Raw genomic sequence first — 15,024 nt, forward strand, 5'->3', positions numbered from 1 at the left:
GGCCGGAAGATGCGAGAGCTGGGTAGTGCTGTCAGGTGGCCCGGACTCCGGCGGCCTTCGCGGCCTCCGAATCCGCTACGACAGTATCTCCGGTTTCGTCGACTGTGAGGGCGCCGGTCATGATGGCGACGACCTCGGCCATGGAGTAGTCGGAGGGCTTGATCACGGCAGCGCGCCGGCCGAGGCGGTGGACGTGGATCCGGTCGGCGATCTCGAAGACGTGGGGCATGTTGTGACTGATCAGGACGACCGGCATGCCCTTGTCGCGGACCCGGCGGATGAGGTCGAGGACCTGGCCGGACTCCTTGACGCCGAGGGCTGCGGTGGGTTCGTCCATGACGACGACGGAGCGGGCCCAGGCGACGGAACGGGCGACCGCGACGGCCTGCCTCTGTCCGCCGGAGAGCGTCTCCACCGACTGCGTCAGCGAGCGCAGGCCGATCTTCAGGTCGGCCATGTGCTCGGCGGCCTCCTGGCGCATGCGCTTCTTGTCCAGCATGCGGAAGACACTGCCGAGGACGCCGGGGCGGCGCAGCTCGCGCCCGAGGAACATGTTCGAGGCGATGTCCATGGAGGCGGCCACGGCGAGGTCCTGATAGACCGTCTCGATGCCGTGGGCGCGTGCGCTCTGCGGGCCGGAGAAGGTGATGGGCTCGCCGTTGAGTCGTATCTCGCCCGCATCGGGGGTCACCGCGCCGGTGAGGGCCTTGATCAGGCTGGTCTTGCCGGCGCCGTTGTCGCCGATGACGGCGAGGACCTCACCGGGGAGCAGGTCGAAGTCGGCGCCGTCGATGGCGGTGACCTGGCCGTACCGCTTGACCAGACCGCGGGCCTGCAGTACGGGCGTGGGGGAGGAGGTGACGGTCATCAGGCCTTCTTCCGGGAGAGCTGGTCGACGGTCACCGCGAGGATCACCAGGACTCCGGTGATCAGGGTCTGGTAGATGGAGGCGACGCCCATCAGCTGGAGGCCGTTGCGGAACACGCCGACGATGAGGACGCCGATGAAGGTGCCCAGGACCGAGCCGCGTCCGCCGAAGAGGCTGGTGCCGCCGAGGACCACAGCGGTGATGCTGTCGAGGTTGTCGGTCTGCCCGGCCTGCGGGTCGCCGACTCCGGTGCGGGAGATGAGTAGCAGGGCGGCGATGCCGTACAGCAGACCGGCCATGGTGTAGATGCCGATGGTCAGGCGAGAGGTACGGATGCCGTTGAGCCGGGCGGCCTCGGCGCTGTTGCCCAGGGCGTAGACGTGCCGTCCCCAGCCGGTGCTGCTCAGCGTGTAGGCGAGGAGGAGGAACAGGGCGATGGTGACCAGGGAGCCGTAGGTGATGTCCGTGTGGCCCAGCGGGAAGGTCTCCCCGAGGGCCGTCAGCGGGCCGGGCAGGTTGGTGACCGTCTGCTCCTCGGAGTAGATGTGGGTCAGCGCGAACGCCACGTTGAGCATGCCAAGGGTGACGATGAACGGCGGCAGCGGGATCTTCTGCACCAGCAACCCGTTGAGCAGACCGAACCCGCCGCAGACCACCAGGCCCAGGGCGACGGCGAGGAGCGGGGGCAGGGAGCCCTCGGCGGCCATCTTGGCGATCACGATGCTGCCGAACGCCATCACGGCCCCGCACGACAGGTCGATCCCCGCCGTGAGGATGATCAGGGTCTGCCCGATAGCGAGGGTGCCCACGACCATGACCTGCTGCACGATCAGCGAGAAGTTCCCGCCGGTCAGGAACTGGTCGGTCGAGAAGGAGAAGAAGGCGCAGGCCAGGAGGAGGGCGGCCAGGGGTCCGGTGGTCGGCGCCGTGAGCAGTCTGCGGGCTGTGGTCGGTGCCTTGAGCTCCGAGTACGGCGTTGTCGTGGCTGTCATGCGAAGTCCTTGTCGGAAGACAGATGTCCTTGTCGGAGGACGAGGGCAGAAGCCCCGCCGACGGGACAAGGGGGGCGGCCGTCCCTGGTCGGGGAGGTGGGCCGACCGCCCCGCTGAGGGAAGTGGCGGTGTCGTACGGTCCTGGGGCTGTCGTCACCTTCCCGCCTGCCTCGGGCGGACGACGGGAAGGTGACGACAGTCCCTGGGGGGTTTAGCCCCAGCAGTTCTCCAGGCCATAGGCGGTGTCCTTCGACGTGACCCCCTCCTGCGCCTTGTCGGTGATCAGCGTGACGCCGGTGTCGGTGTAACCGGACGCCTTCTTGCCGTCCTTGGCGTACGTCACGACTGCCTTGACGCCCTCGGAGGCCATCTTCAGCGGGTACTGCTGCGAAGTCGCGGCGATCTTGCCGTCCTTGACGGCCTGGGTGCCGGCGCAGCCGCCGTCGACAGAGACGATCAGGACGTCCTTCTCCCGGCCCTTGGCCTTCAGCGCGGTGTAAGCGCCCAGGGCCGCCGGTTCGTTGATGGTGTAGACGACGTTGATGTCGGGTGACTTCTGCAGGCAGTTCTCCATCGCGGTCTGGCCCTTGGCCTGGTCGCCACCGGTGTCCTGGGCGCACACGACGTCCTTGTCGGTGGCGCCGAAGCCCTTCAGGAAACCGTTGTGTCGCTGGACGCCGACGGAGACGCCCGGCGCCAGGTCGAGGGCGGCTATCTTCGCCGTCTTGCCCTTCATGGCGGCCTTGGCGTACTCGCCGATCAGCTGGCCGGCCTTGAGGTTGTCGGTGGCGAAGAGAGCGTCGACCGCGCTCTCCGGCTCGGTCGGCGTGTCCAGCGCGATGACCAGAACACCCTTGGCACGGGCCTTCTGGATCGCGGGCACGATCGCCTTGGAGTCGCTCGGGGTGATCAGGATGCCCTTCACCCCGGCGGCGACCATGTTCTCGATGGCGGTGACCTGACCGGCGTTGTCCCCGTCGAACTTGCCTGCGGCGGTGGACAGTTGGGCACCGTTCTCCTTGGCGGCCCTCTCCGCGCCCTCCTTCATCTTCACGAAGAACGGGTTGGTGTCGGTCTTGGTGATCAGACCGACTTTCACCTTGCCCGAGCCGGAGCTCGTGGAGCCCGAACCGGAGCCGGACCCGCAGGCCGTCAGGGTGAGTGCCGCGACGCCCGTGACCGCGGCGGCTCGGAGGAGGGACGAGGACAGGCGAGTGGTGCGAGACATGATCGACTCCTGTGGAATAGCGGGCGGCACGGGGGTTGGGATCAGAGCGTGCCGCCCGGGGTGTCATCGTTGACTTATGTCATCGTTGACACTGCCTGGCCAGGATGATGGACTCCGGATCCCGGCAACGTCAATGCCTTCCACTCGTCACAAATTGGCAACGTCCCCAGTCGTCGGCTCCGCGCGGTCGGTCAGTGGCTGTGTCGCCGCACCGCCCCTTTGCCCGTTCTTCCCGAGCCTTCCGAGAGAGAGCAGCCCATGAGCCCGCGTCAGATCACCGTTCTGGGAGAGTGCGTCGCGGACGCCTTCGCCGAACCGGCAAACGCCTCGAACGAGCTCGCCCTGCGGGTGCTGCCTGGCGGCGGACCTGCGAATACGGCGGTGGCCCTGGCCCGGCTGGACACGCCGGCCCGCTTCCTCGCACGCCTGTCCGGCGATGTGTTCGGCCGCCTGTTCCGCGCCCACCTGGAGGCGTCCGGCGTCGACCTGTCGTACGCCGTCGCCGCCGCCGAGCCCAGCACGCTGGCCGTGGCGGAGCTGGACGCCACCGGGCAGGCCGCGTTCTCGTTCCACGCGCAGAACACGGCCGACTGGCAGTGGACTCCAGGGGAACTGGCAAGGGTGGATCTGTCCGAAACAGCCTGTGTGCACACCGGGTCGCTGGCGCTGGTCCGTGAGCCCGGCGGAGCGGCGGTGGAGGAGTTCCTGGCGGCTGCTGCTCCGCGGGCCACCATCAGCATCGATCCCAACGTCCGGCCGCTGCTGGTGCGCCCCGAGGTCTACCGCGCCCGGCTGGCGCATTGGTGCGCTCTCGCCGACATCCTGCGGCTGAGCGAGGACGACCTGGAACTCCTCCTGCCGGGCACTCCGCCCGAGCAGGCGTGCGACATCTGGCATGCGGCGGGGGTACGGCTCGTCGTGATCACGCTCGGCGCAGACGGCGCCCTGGCCTCGCTCGACGGCGAACGGCTGCGGGTGCCCGCGGTGGCCACGCGGGTCGTCGACACGGTCGGCGCGGGGGACTCCTTCACCGCCGGCCTGCTGCACCACCTCGGCGCCCGCGGACTCCTCGGTGGCCGGCTGGCCGATCTCGGTCTCGACGAGGTCGCGGAAGCCTGCCGGTTCGGCACCCGGGTCGCGGCCCTGACCTGCTCGGTCGCCGGTCCCAATCCGCCGTGGCGGAACCAGTTGGCGCAGCTTGCGGCCGCCGGCGGCGCCTGACGGGCGGGCGGGCCGCGCCGGGCAGTTCCGCCCCAACCCTTGACGCGTCCGCCGGATTCCGCACATCATCGGGCCACTTGATGTCAACGATGACACAAGTCAACGATGACACCCCCGGTTCGGCCGCCTGGACGACGACGCCGACCAGGGCGTCACGTTTCGGTCGGGCCACGCACGAGCCGCAGGCTCCGCCCAGTGGACGGCCACAGCGCAGGAGACACCATGAGCTCTGGACGTGTATCCCGGCAGGCTCTCGGACACCCAGGCCCAGCTCGTCTCCCAGGAGACGTCCGTCAACCTGATCGTCGACGGCAAGGTCGTCCGCAGCTCCAACAGCGAGACTTGGACCGGGCCTCCTTCGACATGCGCTCCTACGCCGGCAAGGAGGCGCAGATCCAGATCGTCGACATGAACACCGCCGGCTGGGGCCACCTCCTCGCCGACCGGTTCACCGCCACCGACACGGCCGCGAAGTCCGTCGTGCAGCGCGCCGACTGGGCCGACTACGGCAAGGACTACTACACGGCGGTGTCCTGGGAGAACGCGCCGGGCGGCAAGCGGTACATGATCGGCTGGATGAACAACTGGGACTACAGCGGGGTCATCCCCACGTCACCTTGGCGCGGCGCGCAGAGCATCCTCGGGGAGATGGCCCTGCGTACGGTCGACGGCAGCATCCTGTTGACCAGCCGGCCCGTGAACAGGGTGTGGCCCCTGTGGCAGCCGCACGCGGTGACCGCGTCCGGCGTCACCGTCAAGAGTGCCTCCAAGACCCTGATCGGCCCCGCGGCGCAGGGCAAGGCTCTCGACATCGAGGCGACCCTCTCCCTCAAGGACGCCGAACGCTTCGGTCTGAAGGTGCGCACCGGCGCGAATGGCGAGGAGACCGTCATCGGCTACGACATCACGACTCAGGAGCTGTGTACGTCGACCGCACCCACTCCGGCGCCGTGGACTTCAACAGCACCTTCCCGGTGTCCGGACCGCGCTGAAGGCCGAGAACGGCAAGGTGAAGCTGCGGATCCTCGTCGACTGGTGGCCGTCGAGGTGTTCGGCGGCAGCGGCGCGGTTTCGATCACCGACCAGATCTTCCCCGACCCTGCCAGCCAGAGAGTGTCGGTCTTCGCCGGGAACGGCTCGGTGAAGCTGGACAAGGCCGTCGTCTGGCACCTCGACTCCGCCCACAAGTGACGCCCACGACTGACAAGGACACGAGACCGTGAAGAAAACCCTGCTCGCCGAGTTCACCGCCCGCGAGGGAGCACAGGACGAGGTCGCCCGTCTGATCGGCGACTACACCCTGGAGGTGCGCGAGGAAGAAGGCAACCTCGCCTTCGACGTCTACACCAAGGCAGCCGCCCCGCGCGCCTTCTGGATCTTCGAGGTGTACCGGGACGAGGACGCCTTCCAGGCGCACCTGAACGCCCCGTACGGCGGCCCTTTCAACGCCGCCCTCGTTCCGCTGATCGAAGAGGACGCCTCCGTGCTGACGTTCCTGAACCCGCTGGCCACGAATCCGTAACGAACCGTCGACAAAGGCCTCCACCGGGGCGCGGTCTCATGCCGTACTCACTTGCCAAAACGATTGGGCACCACTTGGGCAGGCGGATCGGGATAAAGGACGTGGCGGCAGCCGCCGGAGTCTCGGTCACCACCGTCTCCCACATCCTCAACGAGGTCGAGGGCAAGCGCGTCAACACCGAGACCCGGCAGCGCGTTCTGCAGACGGCCCGGCAACTGGGATACGCGCCCAACGGACTGGCCCGTGGCCGGCGGCTGAAGCGGTCGAGCACCATCGGCTTCGTCAGTGACCAGATCGCCCCCCCCCGCGGGCCGGATCATCCTAGGAGCGCAGGAGGCAGCCGCCAAGCACGACCCGCTGCTGCTCATGCTGAACACCGGCGGAGACCCGGAGCTGGAGCGCAAGGAGATCGAACTCCTGCTCCAGCGCCAGGTCGACGGGGTGCTGTACGCGTCCATGTACCACCGGGTCGTGGAGGTGCCGGAGCCGTTGCGCTCGGTCCCCACGGTGCTGCTCGACGCACGCGCGGACGACCCGTCCGTACCGTCGGCGGTACCCGGCGAGGTGCAGGGTGGGGCGACGGCGGTGCAGGAACTGCTCCGCCACGGTTACCGCCGGATCGGCTTCATCAACAACGTCGACGACATCCCGGCCATCCACGGACGCCTGGAGGGATACCGGCAGGCCCTCGCGGAAGCCGGCGTCACCTTCGGTCCCCGGCTGGTGGCGGCCGAGACCGCCTCGGCTGCCGGCGCGTACCGGGCGGCGCTCACGCTGCTCCGGGCGGCGGAACGACGCACTGCGTTGTTCTGCTTCGCCGACCGGATGGCGATGGGCGTCCACCACGCCGCCGCCGAACCGGGGCTGTCGATCCCTGCCGACCTGTCGTTCATCGGGTTCGACAACCAGGAACTGATTTTCGACGGCATGTTCCCCGGGCTGACCACCGTCGCCCTGCCGCACTACGAGATAGGGGCGCGGGATGTCGCACAACTGCTCGCGCTCACGGGCACACCGGACCGGGAACCCGGTCCGGCCGCTCAGGAAATGCTGCCCTGCCCGCTGGTGGCCCGGGCATCGGTCGCTTCGCCGCCCCGACTCGTGCAGTCGCCGGTGTTGTGGGCGTGCCGCGTGATCGTTTCCTCTGGTGACGGGGTGTGCGGGCGTGTAGCGTCTGCGTCAGCTGTCGTGGTTCGGATTTCCCCTTTGCCCACGCCTTCGGCGTGGGCGTTTTGCTGTGCTGTGCCGCAGGGACCAGGGCGATCACCTCCGCTTTCCGCATGGCGTGGGAGGCGTTCATCGACTGGAAGGCATGAGACATGGCCACGGGAACTGTGAAGTGGTTCAACGCGGAGAAGGGCTTCGGATTCATCGCCCAGGACGGCGGCGGCCCGGATGTCTTCGCGCACTACTCGGCGATCAACTCCTCGGGCTTTCGTGAGCTTCAGGAGGGCCAGATCGTGACGTTCGACGTCACCCAGGGCCAGAAGGGTCCGCAGGCCGAGAACATCAACCCGGCCTGACCCTCCCCACCCTCGGCCGAGGGCTCCGTGCTTTGCGTGCAGGGCACGCCATGTAGCCCGTACGCCAACCCAGAACAGCGGATGCCTGGACTTGTCCGGCGCGTCGGCGGGATCTGTGATGCACGGGTCAGGGTCGCACAGCAGCTGCGCGGCCCTGACCTGTGTCGAGAGCGGCGTACCCGTGCCGATGGGCTGGCGTGCAGGGCAGCGCGTCCCGCCTCGACAGCAGTGGCGGCGTGTGTGAGGGCTTCTGCGCGAGGAGTTCATCGGGCCGCCCGGCGGGGTGTCTCCGGTTGAGCTGGCCTGGCTGTGCGGTCACCGGGGTGGGTGTCCTCTTCCAGGTGGCGCCGGCGCACGGTGCCTTCTGTCTCGTGCGTCAGGCGTTCGGGAGAGGCCAGATGCTGCCACAGCGGGTCGGGGCAGGGGACGGTGGCGCCGCGGGATGCCCATTCCTTGGCGAGCTGTGTGCACAGGGGTGTGCCCCGGTCCGGGACTTTCTCGGAGGCTGGCGGGCGTGTGCGGGGTGCCTTCGGCGCGCTTGTCCGGGAGGCGTGCATCGGCTCTGCGTTTGCCGCTGCCCGCCTCTGCGCCGCGGCTGGAGGTCATCCAATGATCATCCGTCACATTCGTCAAAACGATTCGTCCGCTCTCTGGGACACTTTTTCTCGTCTGCTGCGACGACCTCGGCCACTGTCCTCCCTCGGCGAGGTGCGACACCGCTGGGATGCCCGGCCGTAAACCGGTTGCTCTGTCTGGGTGATTGGGTGGTCTGGGAGGCACTCTCGCCCCGGGGTATTTTCCCAAGCACCCGCGGCCTGGCACCTGACCCCGCTCCGCCCGCGTCGTCGCGCCCAGCGGGATTGGGGGCGGAGGAGCAGGAGGCCAGTGCCCGCCGCACGCGGTTTTCGTAGGCGCGTCTGTGCAGGTCGGCGAATCGGATCTGGGATTCCTCGAACAGGCAGGGCCGGGCGGGAAGGTAGGGGCCAGACTGTCCAGCAGCATGGGGAAGTCCTGGCCTTCCTGACGGTAGTACGGCTGTTCGCTGCTGCCGGCCCCGGCCGGGCCGAGACGAAAAGCGTCGACGAAGGCCGCGACGAGCCGGGGCTCGGGAAGGAGGCCGGCACCGGGCCACCGGACGCCGGACAGGTACCGGTCCTCCTTGTCGGCGGTGTAGAGACACCAGCCGGACGTGCCCGCCCAGTGGAGCCCGCAGGCACCCCGCCATGCTGATCCTGGAATGCCGGCGTGAACGAGATGCCGGCCTCCACATCGAGGTACTCACCGTCCGTGTCGCGCCAGGGACCGCAACTCTGAATCCCGGTCACCGGCAGACCTGCTTCCAGGAGGCGTTACGCGACAGCAGCGGCATGGTGGGCCGCCCGCCTCGAGAGCTCAGCTGACACCTGGGGACTGGTTTCGCAAGCCACGGCTCGTCTCCGCTGTCGGTATCGGACGGTGACGCCGCCGTAGATTCCGCCGGGCCGGACAGGCGTCTGGCGCAGCGGGCGCGCGGCAGCCCGTACCGGCCTCGCGTCCACGGGGTACCGCGGCTGGTGATGGTACCGACCTGAACTCGGCGTGGCTCACACTGCTCCCTGTGCTGCCCCTCGGCGGAGCCCGGGGAGTGTCGTGGCGCTTAGAGCTCGATTACCTCCTCGCCGGCCACGCGGAAATCTATGTTGGCTGGAGTAGACATTGGGAGATCGTCTGGCTATGGTTTCTCTCGTAGCCGAGATCGGCAGGGCCTGGCAGACACGAACTGCCAGGCAGTGGTAGAGGTAGTTGCAGTGTGCAGGGCGGTGCGGTGGTGGAGTTTCGGAGCCGGGGTTGTCGCAGGACGGCGACGGGGCTGACGGCCGGACCGGGTGGCTCGCAGTGATCAGGGGCCGCCGTGAGCAGGACCGCAGTTGATGCAGTGGCAGTACCTGTAAGTGCAGTTCGCAAGACCCAGCAGTGAAGTCAGTAAGTGGTTCCTCGGTGAAGGCGTCGGCTGCGGGCGCGCGCACCGGGAAGTTCGGCAGTGGGGTTCTAAGCCAGAGCAGACGCAGGACGGGCGACGGGGCTGGCTGCCGAAGAGTGACGCTGTCACAGGTCACCGAGGTCGCATCACCAGCAGTACGCAGTAGAGCAGTACCAGCAGTGAGTTGATCCCAGAGGGAAAGAACGGAGGGGCCGAGCGCCATCAGGATCGCCCGGGCGGAATTGCAGAGCCCGGGTACCGCAGGACATCGATAGTGAGGTGGTCTCCGGTCGAGCAACCGCGATCCCCGCATTCCCCGCCCTCTCCCGGGTGGGCGTGCGGAAACAGAAAGTCGGTGCAGTATCAGGGCCGGCAGATGGTGTAGCAGTTCCTTCGGGGCCCTGGCGCGAATAGCGCCGGGGCCCCTCCACGCGTTTCTCGGAGAGGTGCAAGTGACAGCAGACGACTCGTTCGGCCGGCTCGATGACGACGACTACCCCGCCTACACCATGGGCCGGGCCGCAGCGTTGCTCGGCACCACCCAGGGCTTCCTGCGCGCCCTCGGCGAAGCCCGTCTCATCACCCCGCTCCGCTCAGCGGGCGGCCATCGACGCTACTCCCGCTACCAACTGCGCATCGCCGCCCGCGCCCGCGAACTCGTCGACAACGGCACCCCCATCGACGCCGCCTGCCGCATCATCATCCTCGAGGACCAACTCGAAGAAGCCCAGCGCATCAACGCCGAACACCGCCGCGCCGCCGGATCGTCGAACCCGATGGGTCGGTAGCGGCTGTGAGGGGCTAGGTCGTGTGTCGGAAGTGAATCGTGCGCATAGGGTGTCGGCATGTCGCTGGGTCACATAGTCCTCTTGTCCGGTCGTTCGATCCGGCTCACCGAGCTACGGATGTCTTCGACCTATGGGGGGATGCTGGAGGGCTACCCGTGCAAGCGCATCAACGACCTGAAGGTCAGTTGGCTCCAGCGGCAGGCCGAACGCGCGTTTTCCTCCACGCCGGTCCATCTCGTTCCGCCCTCCCGCGAGTACCCGGACGAGACCGCCGGCGCCTTCGGCCCTGTTGAGGTGCTGCCTTCCGTGGCTTGCGTCGGTGTCTTCAACTCCGCGGCGCTCGACCCGTCAATGGACGGCTCCACCCTCGTCGTCGCCTGGTTCCAGCCAGCACCGGAGGTACCGGCGGGCGAGGACGCTGGTCTTGCCCTTCGTAGCATTGACTGGGAGGAGCTGGCCCGGGACTACGAGCTGTAGCGACGCGTGCTGATCACAGCCACTCGTTGATGGCCGCGACCAGGACAGTGGCTTCAAAGCGGACCGCGAGCTTGTCGTAGCGGGTGGCCACGGCCCGGTGGCGCTTGAGGCGGTTGATTCCGCACTCGACCGCGTGCCGTTCGCGGTAGTCGACGGGGTCGAAATGCGGTGGCCGGCCACCGTGGGAGCCTCGCTTCTGGCGGTTGCGTGCCTGGTCGGCCTTGTCCGGGATGGTGCAGCGGATTCCCCGGCGACGCAGGTAGGCGCGGTTCTTGCGGGAGGCGTACGCCTTGTCAGCCCGCACGCGGTTGGGGCGGACGCGCGGCCGACCCGGCCCGATGCGGGGCACGCGGACCTTCGCCAGCACGGGTTCGAACTGGGGCGAGTCTCCGCGCTGCCCTGCCGTGATCACGATCGACATGGGCCTTTGGCCCTGCTCGACGGCCAAGTGCAGCTTGGTGGTGAACCCGCCACGCGAGCGTCCCAGTCCGTGATCAACGGGCTTGGTGAAGACACCGCCTGGTGGTTCCTTCTGCAGATCACCCTGCCTGCGGGCCCCGGCTGCATGCTGATGGGCGCGGCACACCGTGGAGTCGACGCTCAGGTCCCACGTGATCGCACCCTTCGCGTCGGCCAGCGACTGGAGCCGGGTGAGGACTCTGTGCCATGTTCCGTCCCGCTGCCACCGGCGGAACAAGTCGTAGACCCGGCCCCACGGCCCGTACTCGACAGGCACGTCCCGCCAGGGAACACCGGTCCGGACCCGGAACCGTATGCCGTCGATCAACTGTCGCCGAGTCCAGACAGGCGGCCGCCCCGCCTTCGTCCCCTTCGGCAACAAGGGCGCCAGCACCGCCCACTGCTCGTCCGTGAGATCTCCCCGCCCCATGAGCAGGGATCATTCATCGCTCAAGATCCACTTTCGATACACGGCCTAGGTTGGGGGCGCAGTCTCCCTGCGCCGTTCGGGTGTGGTGGTTGAGGCTGCTTCCCGCAGCGGAGCGAGCCTGCGGCGTTCCATGAGCGCCGGGCCCGCCTCGACTCCCGCAGAGGCCGACGGGCCCGGTGCGTCCCTGGCGGGCAGCTTCGATACCCGGGTTTCATGCTTCCGGGTCCTGCCTGCGGGGGAGTGCTCGATGCGGACGGTACGGGGGCCACGTCACGCGAGGCACACGGCCGCCGGCCGACCGGCGCCGTCGCCATGAGCTACTCGAACAGGCGAGACGGGACCGGCTATGCGGTGGCCGGGATGAGGGCGATGTCCGCGGTGATGCGCTTGCCGAGGGGGGTCCGCTCGACGATGACGGTTTGGGCGAGTGCCCTGACGATCTCCAGGCCATGCTGGCCGATGCGTTCCGGATCCAGCGCCTGTGCAGCCGGCACAGCGGGATTGCTGTCCCAGAGTTCAACCCGCAGCACGGCACTGGTGACCCGCAGGTGCAAGAGGGCCGGTCCCGGCCCGTACTTTCGGGCGTTGGTCACCAGTTCGCTGACGATCAACTGGACGATCTCGACCGTGGCGGTCACCACCGGGATGCCGTGGTCGTCTCTCACCTTCGTCAGGAAAGCCGCGGCCAGATGACGGGCCTGAGCTATGCGGGAGCCGTCGCTGTCCAGCGCGAGCGATGTCTCCAACAGCGAGGCCGTTTCGCCTTCGGCCCCTCTTGTCTCGTCCATCCGTGCTCGCTTCCCTCTCCCCGCCCGCTACCCCTTTCAGGGCCGGGTACGCCCGCCTGGAACGTTACCTGCAGCACGGTCACACGGGGGTAGCACCCTTATAAGGTGTAGCGCTTCCGGCGTCCTGCAGTGCGCTCGCCTTCATGGACTCCAGCGCCGTCAGTGTCCTGGCCGCACAACGCGATGAAGCGTCCGCCGGCGGCTGGATTCGGCTGGCGGCCTTGCGGGCAGCGGTTCAGCGGGTCGTTGAAATCGTTGGTCTCGACACGGTCATTCCCTGTTGTCCCACGCTCCGTCAAGCCCTCCCCTCCTGACGACAGGCAAAGCCGCTCCGCTCCCGGTCAGCGGTCGGACTCTCCCCACAGGCCGTCATGGATGCGGCGCCCGTCGGACAGACGGCGAACGAACACCAAAGTTTCAGCCCGCTGTCAGCTGCCATGTCCGGGTGAAGCCGAGCCTTTGAACGCACGGCACTTCCGGAGGGCGCAGTTTGCCCGACACGATCCACGGTGACGTCCCCTCACCGGATCGAACGCTCGACTACTGCTCCGGACGCGGCGATCAGCGCAAGTCCGCCTCATGTTGGTGGCTGCTCTTGGCCGCTGTTCAATGCGATCCTGCGGACAGCCGCACACGCCAAAGCGCCCCGACAACCCTGGTTGCGGCTGACGACTCCGCTTTTCTGGAACGTTGCACTGCGAGTGAGTCAATATCTGTGCTCGTGAGGTGAGAGTTTGCCGGACCGTGTAGTGAGAGTTTTTACCGCAATGAGCGGAGTGGAATTACTTAGCCGACGCGGGCCGTTGCGGCGTGCTACTGTCCATCTCAGTTGCAGTTGTGGTTCCCGAACTTCAAGTGCTCGAACTCGACTTCTGTCGGGGAGAGCGCTTTTGTATTTCCGGTCATTTTCCGGCGGGGTAATCATCGCGGCGACACGGTGTTCGCACAGTGCGGATGCCGGTGTACTGCCCCAAAGGAGATATGACATGGCTGCTGGTACCGTGAAGTGGTTCAACGCGGACAAGGGTTTCGGCTTCATCGAGCAGGACGGTGGCGGCGCTGACGTGTTCGCCCACTTCTCGAACATTGCCGCCCAGGGCTTCCGTGAGCTTCAGGAAGGCCAGAAGGTGACCTTCGACATCGCGCAGGGCCAGAAGGGCCCGACGGCCGAGAACATCGTTCCGGCCTGACGCTGACGCGCACTTTGTAGCTGGGGCCCGCATCCCTCGGGGTGCGGGCCCCAGCTACACGCATTTTCCCGCAGTGGTTTCACCTGCGGGACGGCTCGGAGAAATCCGCAGTCTCACCACGCCCGGCTCCTCCTTCAGGATGCAGGCGCATCCTGAATAGCCACACTGCACCCGGCGCCCGGGACTTTACGTCCTTGCTGCGTCACCTATTTCAGTATTTACGCCCGCCGCGGATTTCCGTCGGCCGGATTTGCTTTGACATCGGTCCATACCTGTAATTCCGTGCTGCTCACCGCTTGCGGGAATTCCTTGATATGTGCCGCATCGAGGAAGGTTCCGCATGAACCGCACACGTACGAACGACCGCTCGCCCCGCGCCCGAAATGGCAGCGTCGACGCAGGAAGGGGCGCCAGCCGCTTCGGCTCGCCGGCACCGCGCCGTTCCGGCGGTCCTGCCCGCGCCGGCAGCTCCGGCCACCGGCCCGCCGCGGTGCAGGGTGAGTTCGCGCTCCCTAAGACGATCACTCCAGCGCTGCCTGCCGTTGAGAGCTTCGCCGATCTCTCCATGCCCGCGCAGCTGCTGGCCGAACTCGGCAGCCAGGGTGTGAGCGCGCCGTTCCCGATCCAGGGCGCGACACTGCCGAACTCCCTGGCGGGCCGTGACGTCCTGGGCCGCGGGCGCACCGGTTCCGGCAAGACCCTCGCCTTCGGTCTCGCTCTGCTGGCCCGTACCGCCGGACAGCGTGCTGAGCCCCGCCAGCCGCTGGGGCTGATCCTCGTACCGACGCGTGAGCTGGCGCAGCAGGTGACCGACGCGCTCACTCCGTACGCCCGGTCCGTCAGGCTGCGGCTGGCCACGGTGGTGGGCGGGATGTCGATCGGCAGGCAGGCCGGCGCGCTGCGAGGCGGGGCCGAGGTCGTCGTCGCGACCCCGGGCCGGCTCAAGGACCTCATCGACCGTGGCGACTGCCGGCTGAACCAGGTGGGCATCACGGTGCTGGACGAGGCCGACCAGATGGCCGACATGGGTTTCATGCCGCAGGTCACCGCGCTGCTCGACCAGGTGCGTCCGCAGGGGCAGCGGATGCTGTTCTCCGCCACCTTGGACCGCAACGTCGACCTGCTGGTGCGCCGCTACCTGACGGACCCCGTCGTGCACTCGGTCGACCCCTCAGCCGGAGCGGTCACAACGATGGAGCACCACGTCCTGCACGTCCACGGCGCCGACAAGCACGCCGCCACGACAGAGATCGCCGCCCGCGAAGGCCGCGTGATCATGTTCCTGGACACCAAGCACGCCGTCGACCGGCTGACCCAGGACCTCCTCAACAGTGGGGTTCGGGCCGCCGCGCTGCACGGCGGCAAGTCACAGCCGCAACGCACCCGCACACTGGCGCAGTTCAAGACGGGGCACGTCAGCGTGCTGGTGGCGACCAACGTCGCGGCGCGCGGCATCCACGTCGACAACCTCGACCTCGTCGTCAACGTCGACCCGCCGACCGACCACAAGGACTACCTCCACCGCGGCGGACGCACCGCCCGAGCCGGCGAGTCCGGCAGCGTCGTCACCCTGGTCAC

14 protein-coding genes and 2 pseudogenes are annotated in these 15,024 nt (G+C 67.9%); 11 read left to right on the forward strand and 5 right to left on the reverse strand.

Translation table 11 applies throughout. The features are described 5' to 3' along the window. Positions 1–31: 31 nt before the first annotated feature. From ACFYR3_RS37220 to ACFYR3_RS37230, 3 genes are all read right to left on the reverse strand, one after another. A complete protein-coding gene (locus ACFYR3_RS37220) occupies positions 32–868 on the reverse strand; it encodes an ATP-binding cassette domain-containing protein (protein WP_266765073.1) in 837 nt (278 codons plus the stop codon). Then, positions 868–1,860, reverse strand: coding sequence for an ABC transporter permease (locus ACFYR3_RS37225; protein WP_389286391.1), 993 nt, complete (start codon positions 1,858–1,860; stop codon positions 868–870). The genes ACFYR3_RS37220 and ACFYR3_RS37225 overlap by 1 nt, the downstream gene beginning before the upstream one ends. Before the next feature lie 211 nt (positions 1,861–2,071). Then, the gene (locus ACFYR3_RS37230) at positions 2,072–3,088 is read right to left on the reverse strand and encodes a sugar ABC transporter substrate-binding protein (RefSeq protein ID WP_355855055.1); all 1,017 of its coding nucleotides are present in this window, start codon (positions 3,086–3,088) and stop codon (positions 2,072–2,074) included. Positions 3,089–3,346: 258 nt separating this feature from the next. On the opposite strand from ACFYR3_RS37230, the gene ACFYR3_RS37235 reads away from it, so the two are divergent. From ACFYR3_RS37235 to ACFYR3_RS37270, 8 genes and pseudogenes are all read left to right on the forward strand, one after another. Then, positions 3,347–4,309 carry a carbohydrate kinase gene (locus tag ACFYR3_RS37235; protein WP_355855058.1) on the forward strand — a complete coding sequence of 321 codons (963 nt, stop codon included), beginning with the start codon at positions 3,347–3,349 and terminating at the stop codon, positions 4,307–4,309. 342 nt (positions 4,310–4,651) lie between these two features. Continuing rightward, positions 4,652–5,500: a GH32 C-terminal domain-containing protein gene (locus tag ACFYR3_RS37240; RefSeq protein ID WP_389286394.1), complete on the forward strand. Its 849-nt coding sequence runs from the start codon at positions 4,652–4,654 to the stop codon at positions 5,498–5,500. Between the two features lie 28 nt (positions 5,501–5,528). After that, the gene (locus tag ACFYR3_RS37245; protein WP_355855063.1) at positions 5,529–5,831 is read left to right on the forward strand and encodes an antibiotic biosynthesis monooxygenase family protein; all 303 of its coding nucleotides are present in this window, start codon (positions 5,529–5,531) and stop codon (positions 5,829–5,831) included. Between the two features lie 38 nt (positions 5,832–5,869). Continuing rightward, positions 5,870–6,004, forward strand: a pseudogene (locus tag ACFYR3_RS37250) (LacI family DNA-binding transcriptional regulator); the annotation flags it as partial. A 112-nt stretch (positions 6,005–6,116) separates the two neighbouring features. Next, positions 6,117–7,169, forward strand: coding sequence for a substrate-binding domain-containing protein (locus tag ACFYR3_RS37255; RefSeq protein ID WP_389286397.1), 1,053 nt, complete (start codon positions 6,117–6,119; stop codon positions 7,167–7,169). Beyond that, positions 7,151–7,354, forward strand: coding sequence for a cold-shock protein (locus ACFYR3_RS37260; RefSeq protein ID WP_008734837.1), 204 nt, complete (start codon positions 7,151–7,153; stop codon positions 7,352–7,354). Before ACFYR3_RS37255 ends, ACFYR3_RS37260 begins: the two co-directional genes overlap by 19 nt. Positions 7,355–9,766: 2,412 nt before the next feature. After that, positions 9,767–10,102 (forward strand): MerR family transcriptional regulator, encoded by a 336-nt coding sequence (locus ACFYR3_RS37265; RefSeq protein WP_355859010.1) that lies wholly within the window; start codon positions 9,767–9,769, stop codon positions 10,100–10,102. A gap of 57 nt (positions 10,103–10,159) precedes the next feature. After that, positions 10,160–10,579, forward strand: a complete 420-nt coding sequence (locus ACFYR3_RS37270; protein ID WP_389286399.1) for a hypothetical protein — start codon at positions 10,160–10,162, stop codon at positions 10,577–10,579. Positions 10,580–10,592: 13 nt separating this feature from the next. On the opposite strand, the gene ACFYR3_RS37275 is transcribed toward ACFYR3_RS37270, so the two are convergent. Together ACFYR3_RS37275 and ACFYR3_RS37280 are read right to left on the reverse strand one after the other, a co-directional pair. Beyond that, the gene (locus ACFYR3_RS37275) at positions 10,593–11,468 is read right to left on the reverse strand and encodes an IS5 family transposase (protein ID WP_389286401.1); all 876 of its coding nucleotides are present in this window, start codon (positions 11,466–11,468) and stop codon (positions 10,593–10,595) included. 344 nt (positions 11,469–11,812) lie between these two features. Then, complete coding sequence (locus tag ACFYR3_RS37280) at positions 11,813–12,256, reverse strand: ATP-binding protein (protein ID WP_355858948.1); 444 nt, start codon at positions 12,254–12,256, stop codon at positions 11,813–11,815. Between the two features lie 137 nt (positions 12,257–12,393). Here ACFYR3_RS37280 and ACFYR3_RS37285 point away from each other — a divergent pair. The 3 genes and pseudogenes from ACFYR3_RS37285 to ACFYR3_RS37295 all read left to right on the forward strand — a co-directional run. Continuing rightward, a pseudogene (locus ACFYR3_RS37285) lies at positions 12,394–12,570 on the forward strand (STAS domain-containing protein); the annotation flags it as partial. A gap of 672 nt (positions 12,571–13,242) precedes the next feature. Next, positions 13,243–13,446, forward strand: coding sequence for a cold-shock protein (locus tag ACFYR3_RS37290; RefSeq protein ID WP_326784468.1), 204 nt, complete (start codon positions 13,243–13,245; stop codon positions 13,444–13,446). Between the two features lie 340 nt (positions 13,447–13,786). Continuing rightward, a partial coding sequence (locus ACFYR3_RS37295) for a DEAD/DEAH box helicase (protein WP_389286404.1) occupies positions 13,787–15,024 on the forward strand: 1,238 nt, incomplete at its 3' end.

Origin of the sequence: Streptomyces sp. NPDC005784 (assembly GCF_042871525.1) — a bacterium.
Lineage (GTDB): Bacteria > Actinomycetota > Actinomycetes > Streptomycetales > Streptomycetaceae > Streptomyces.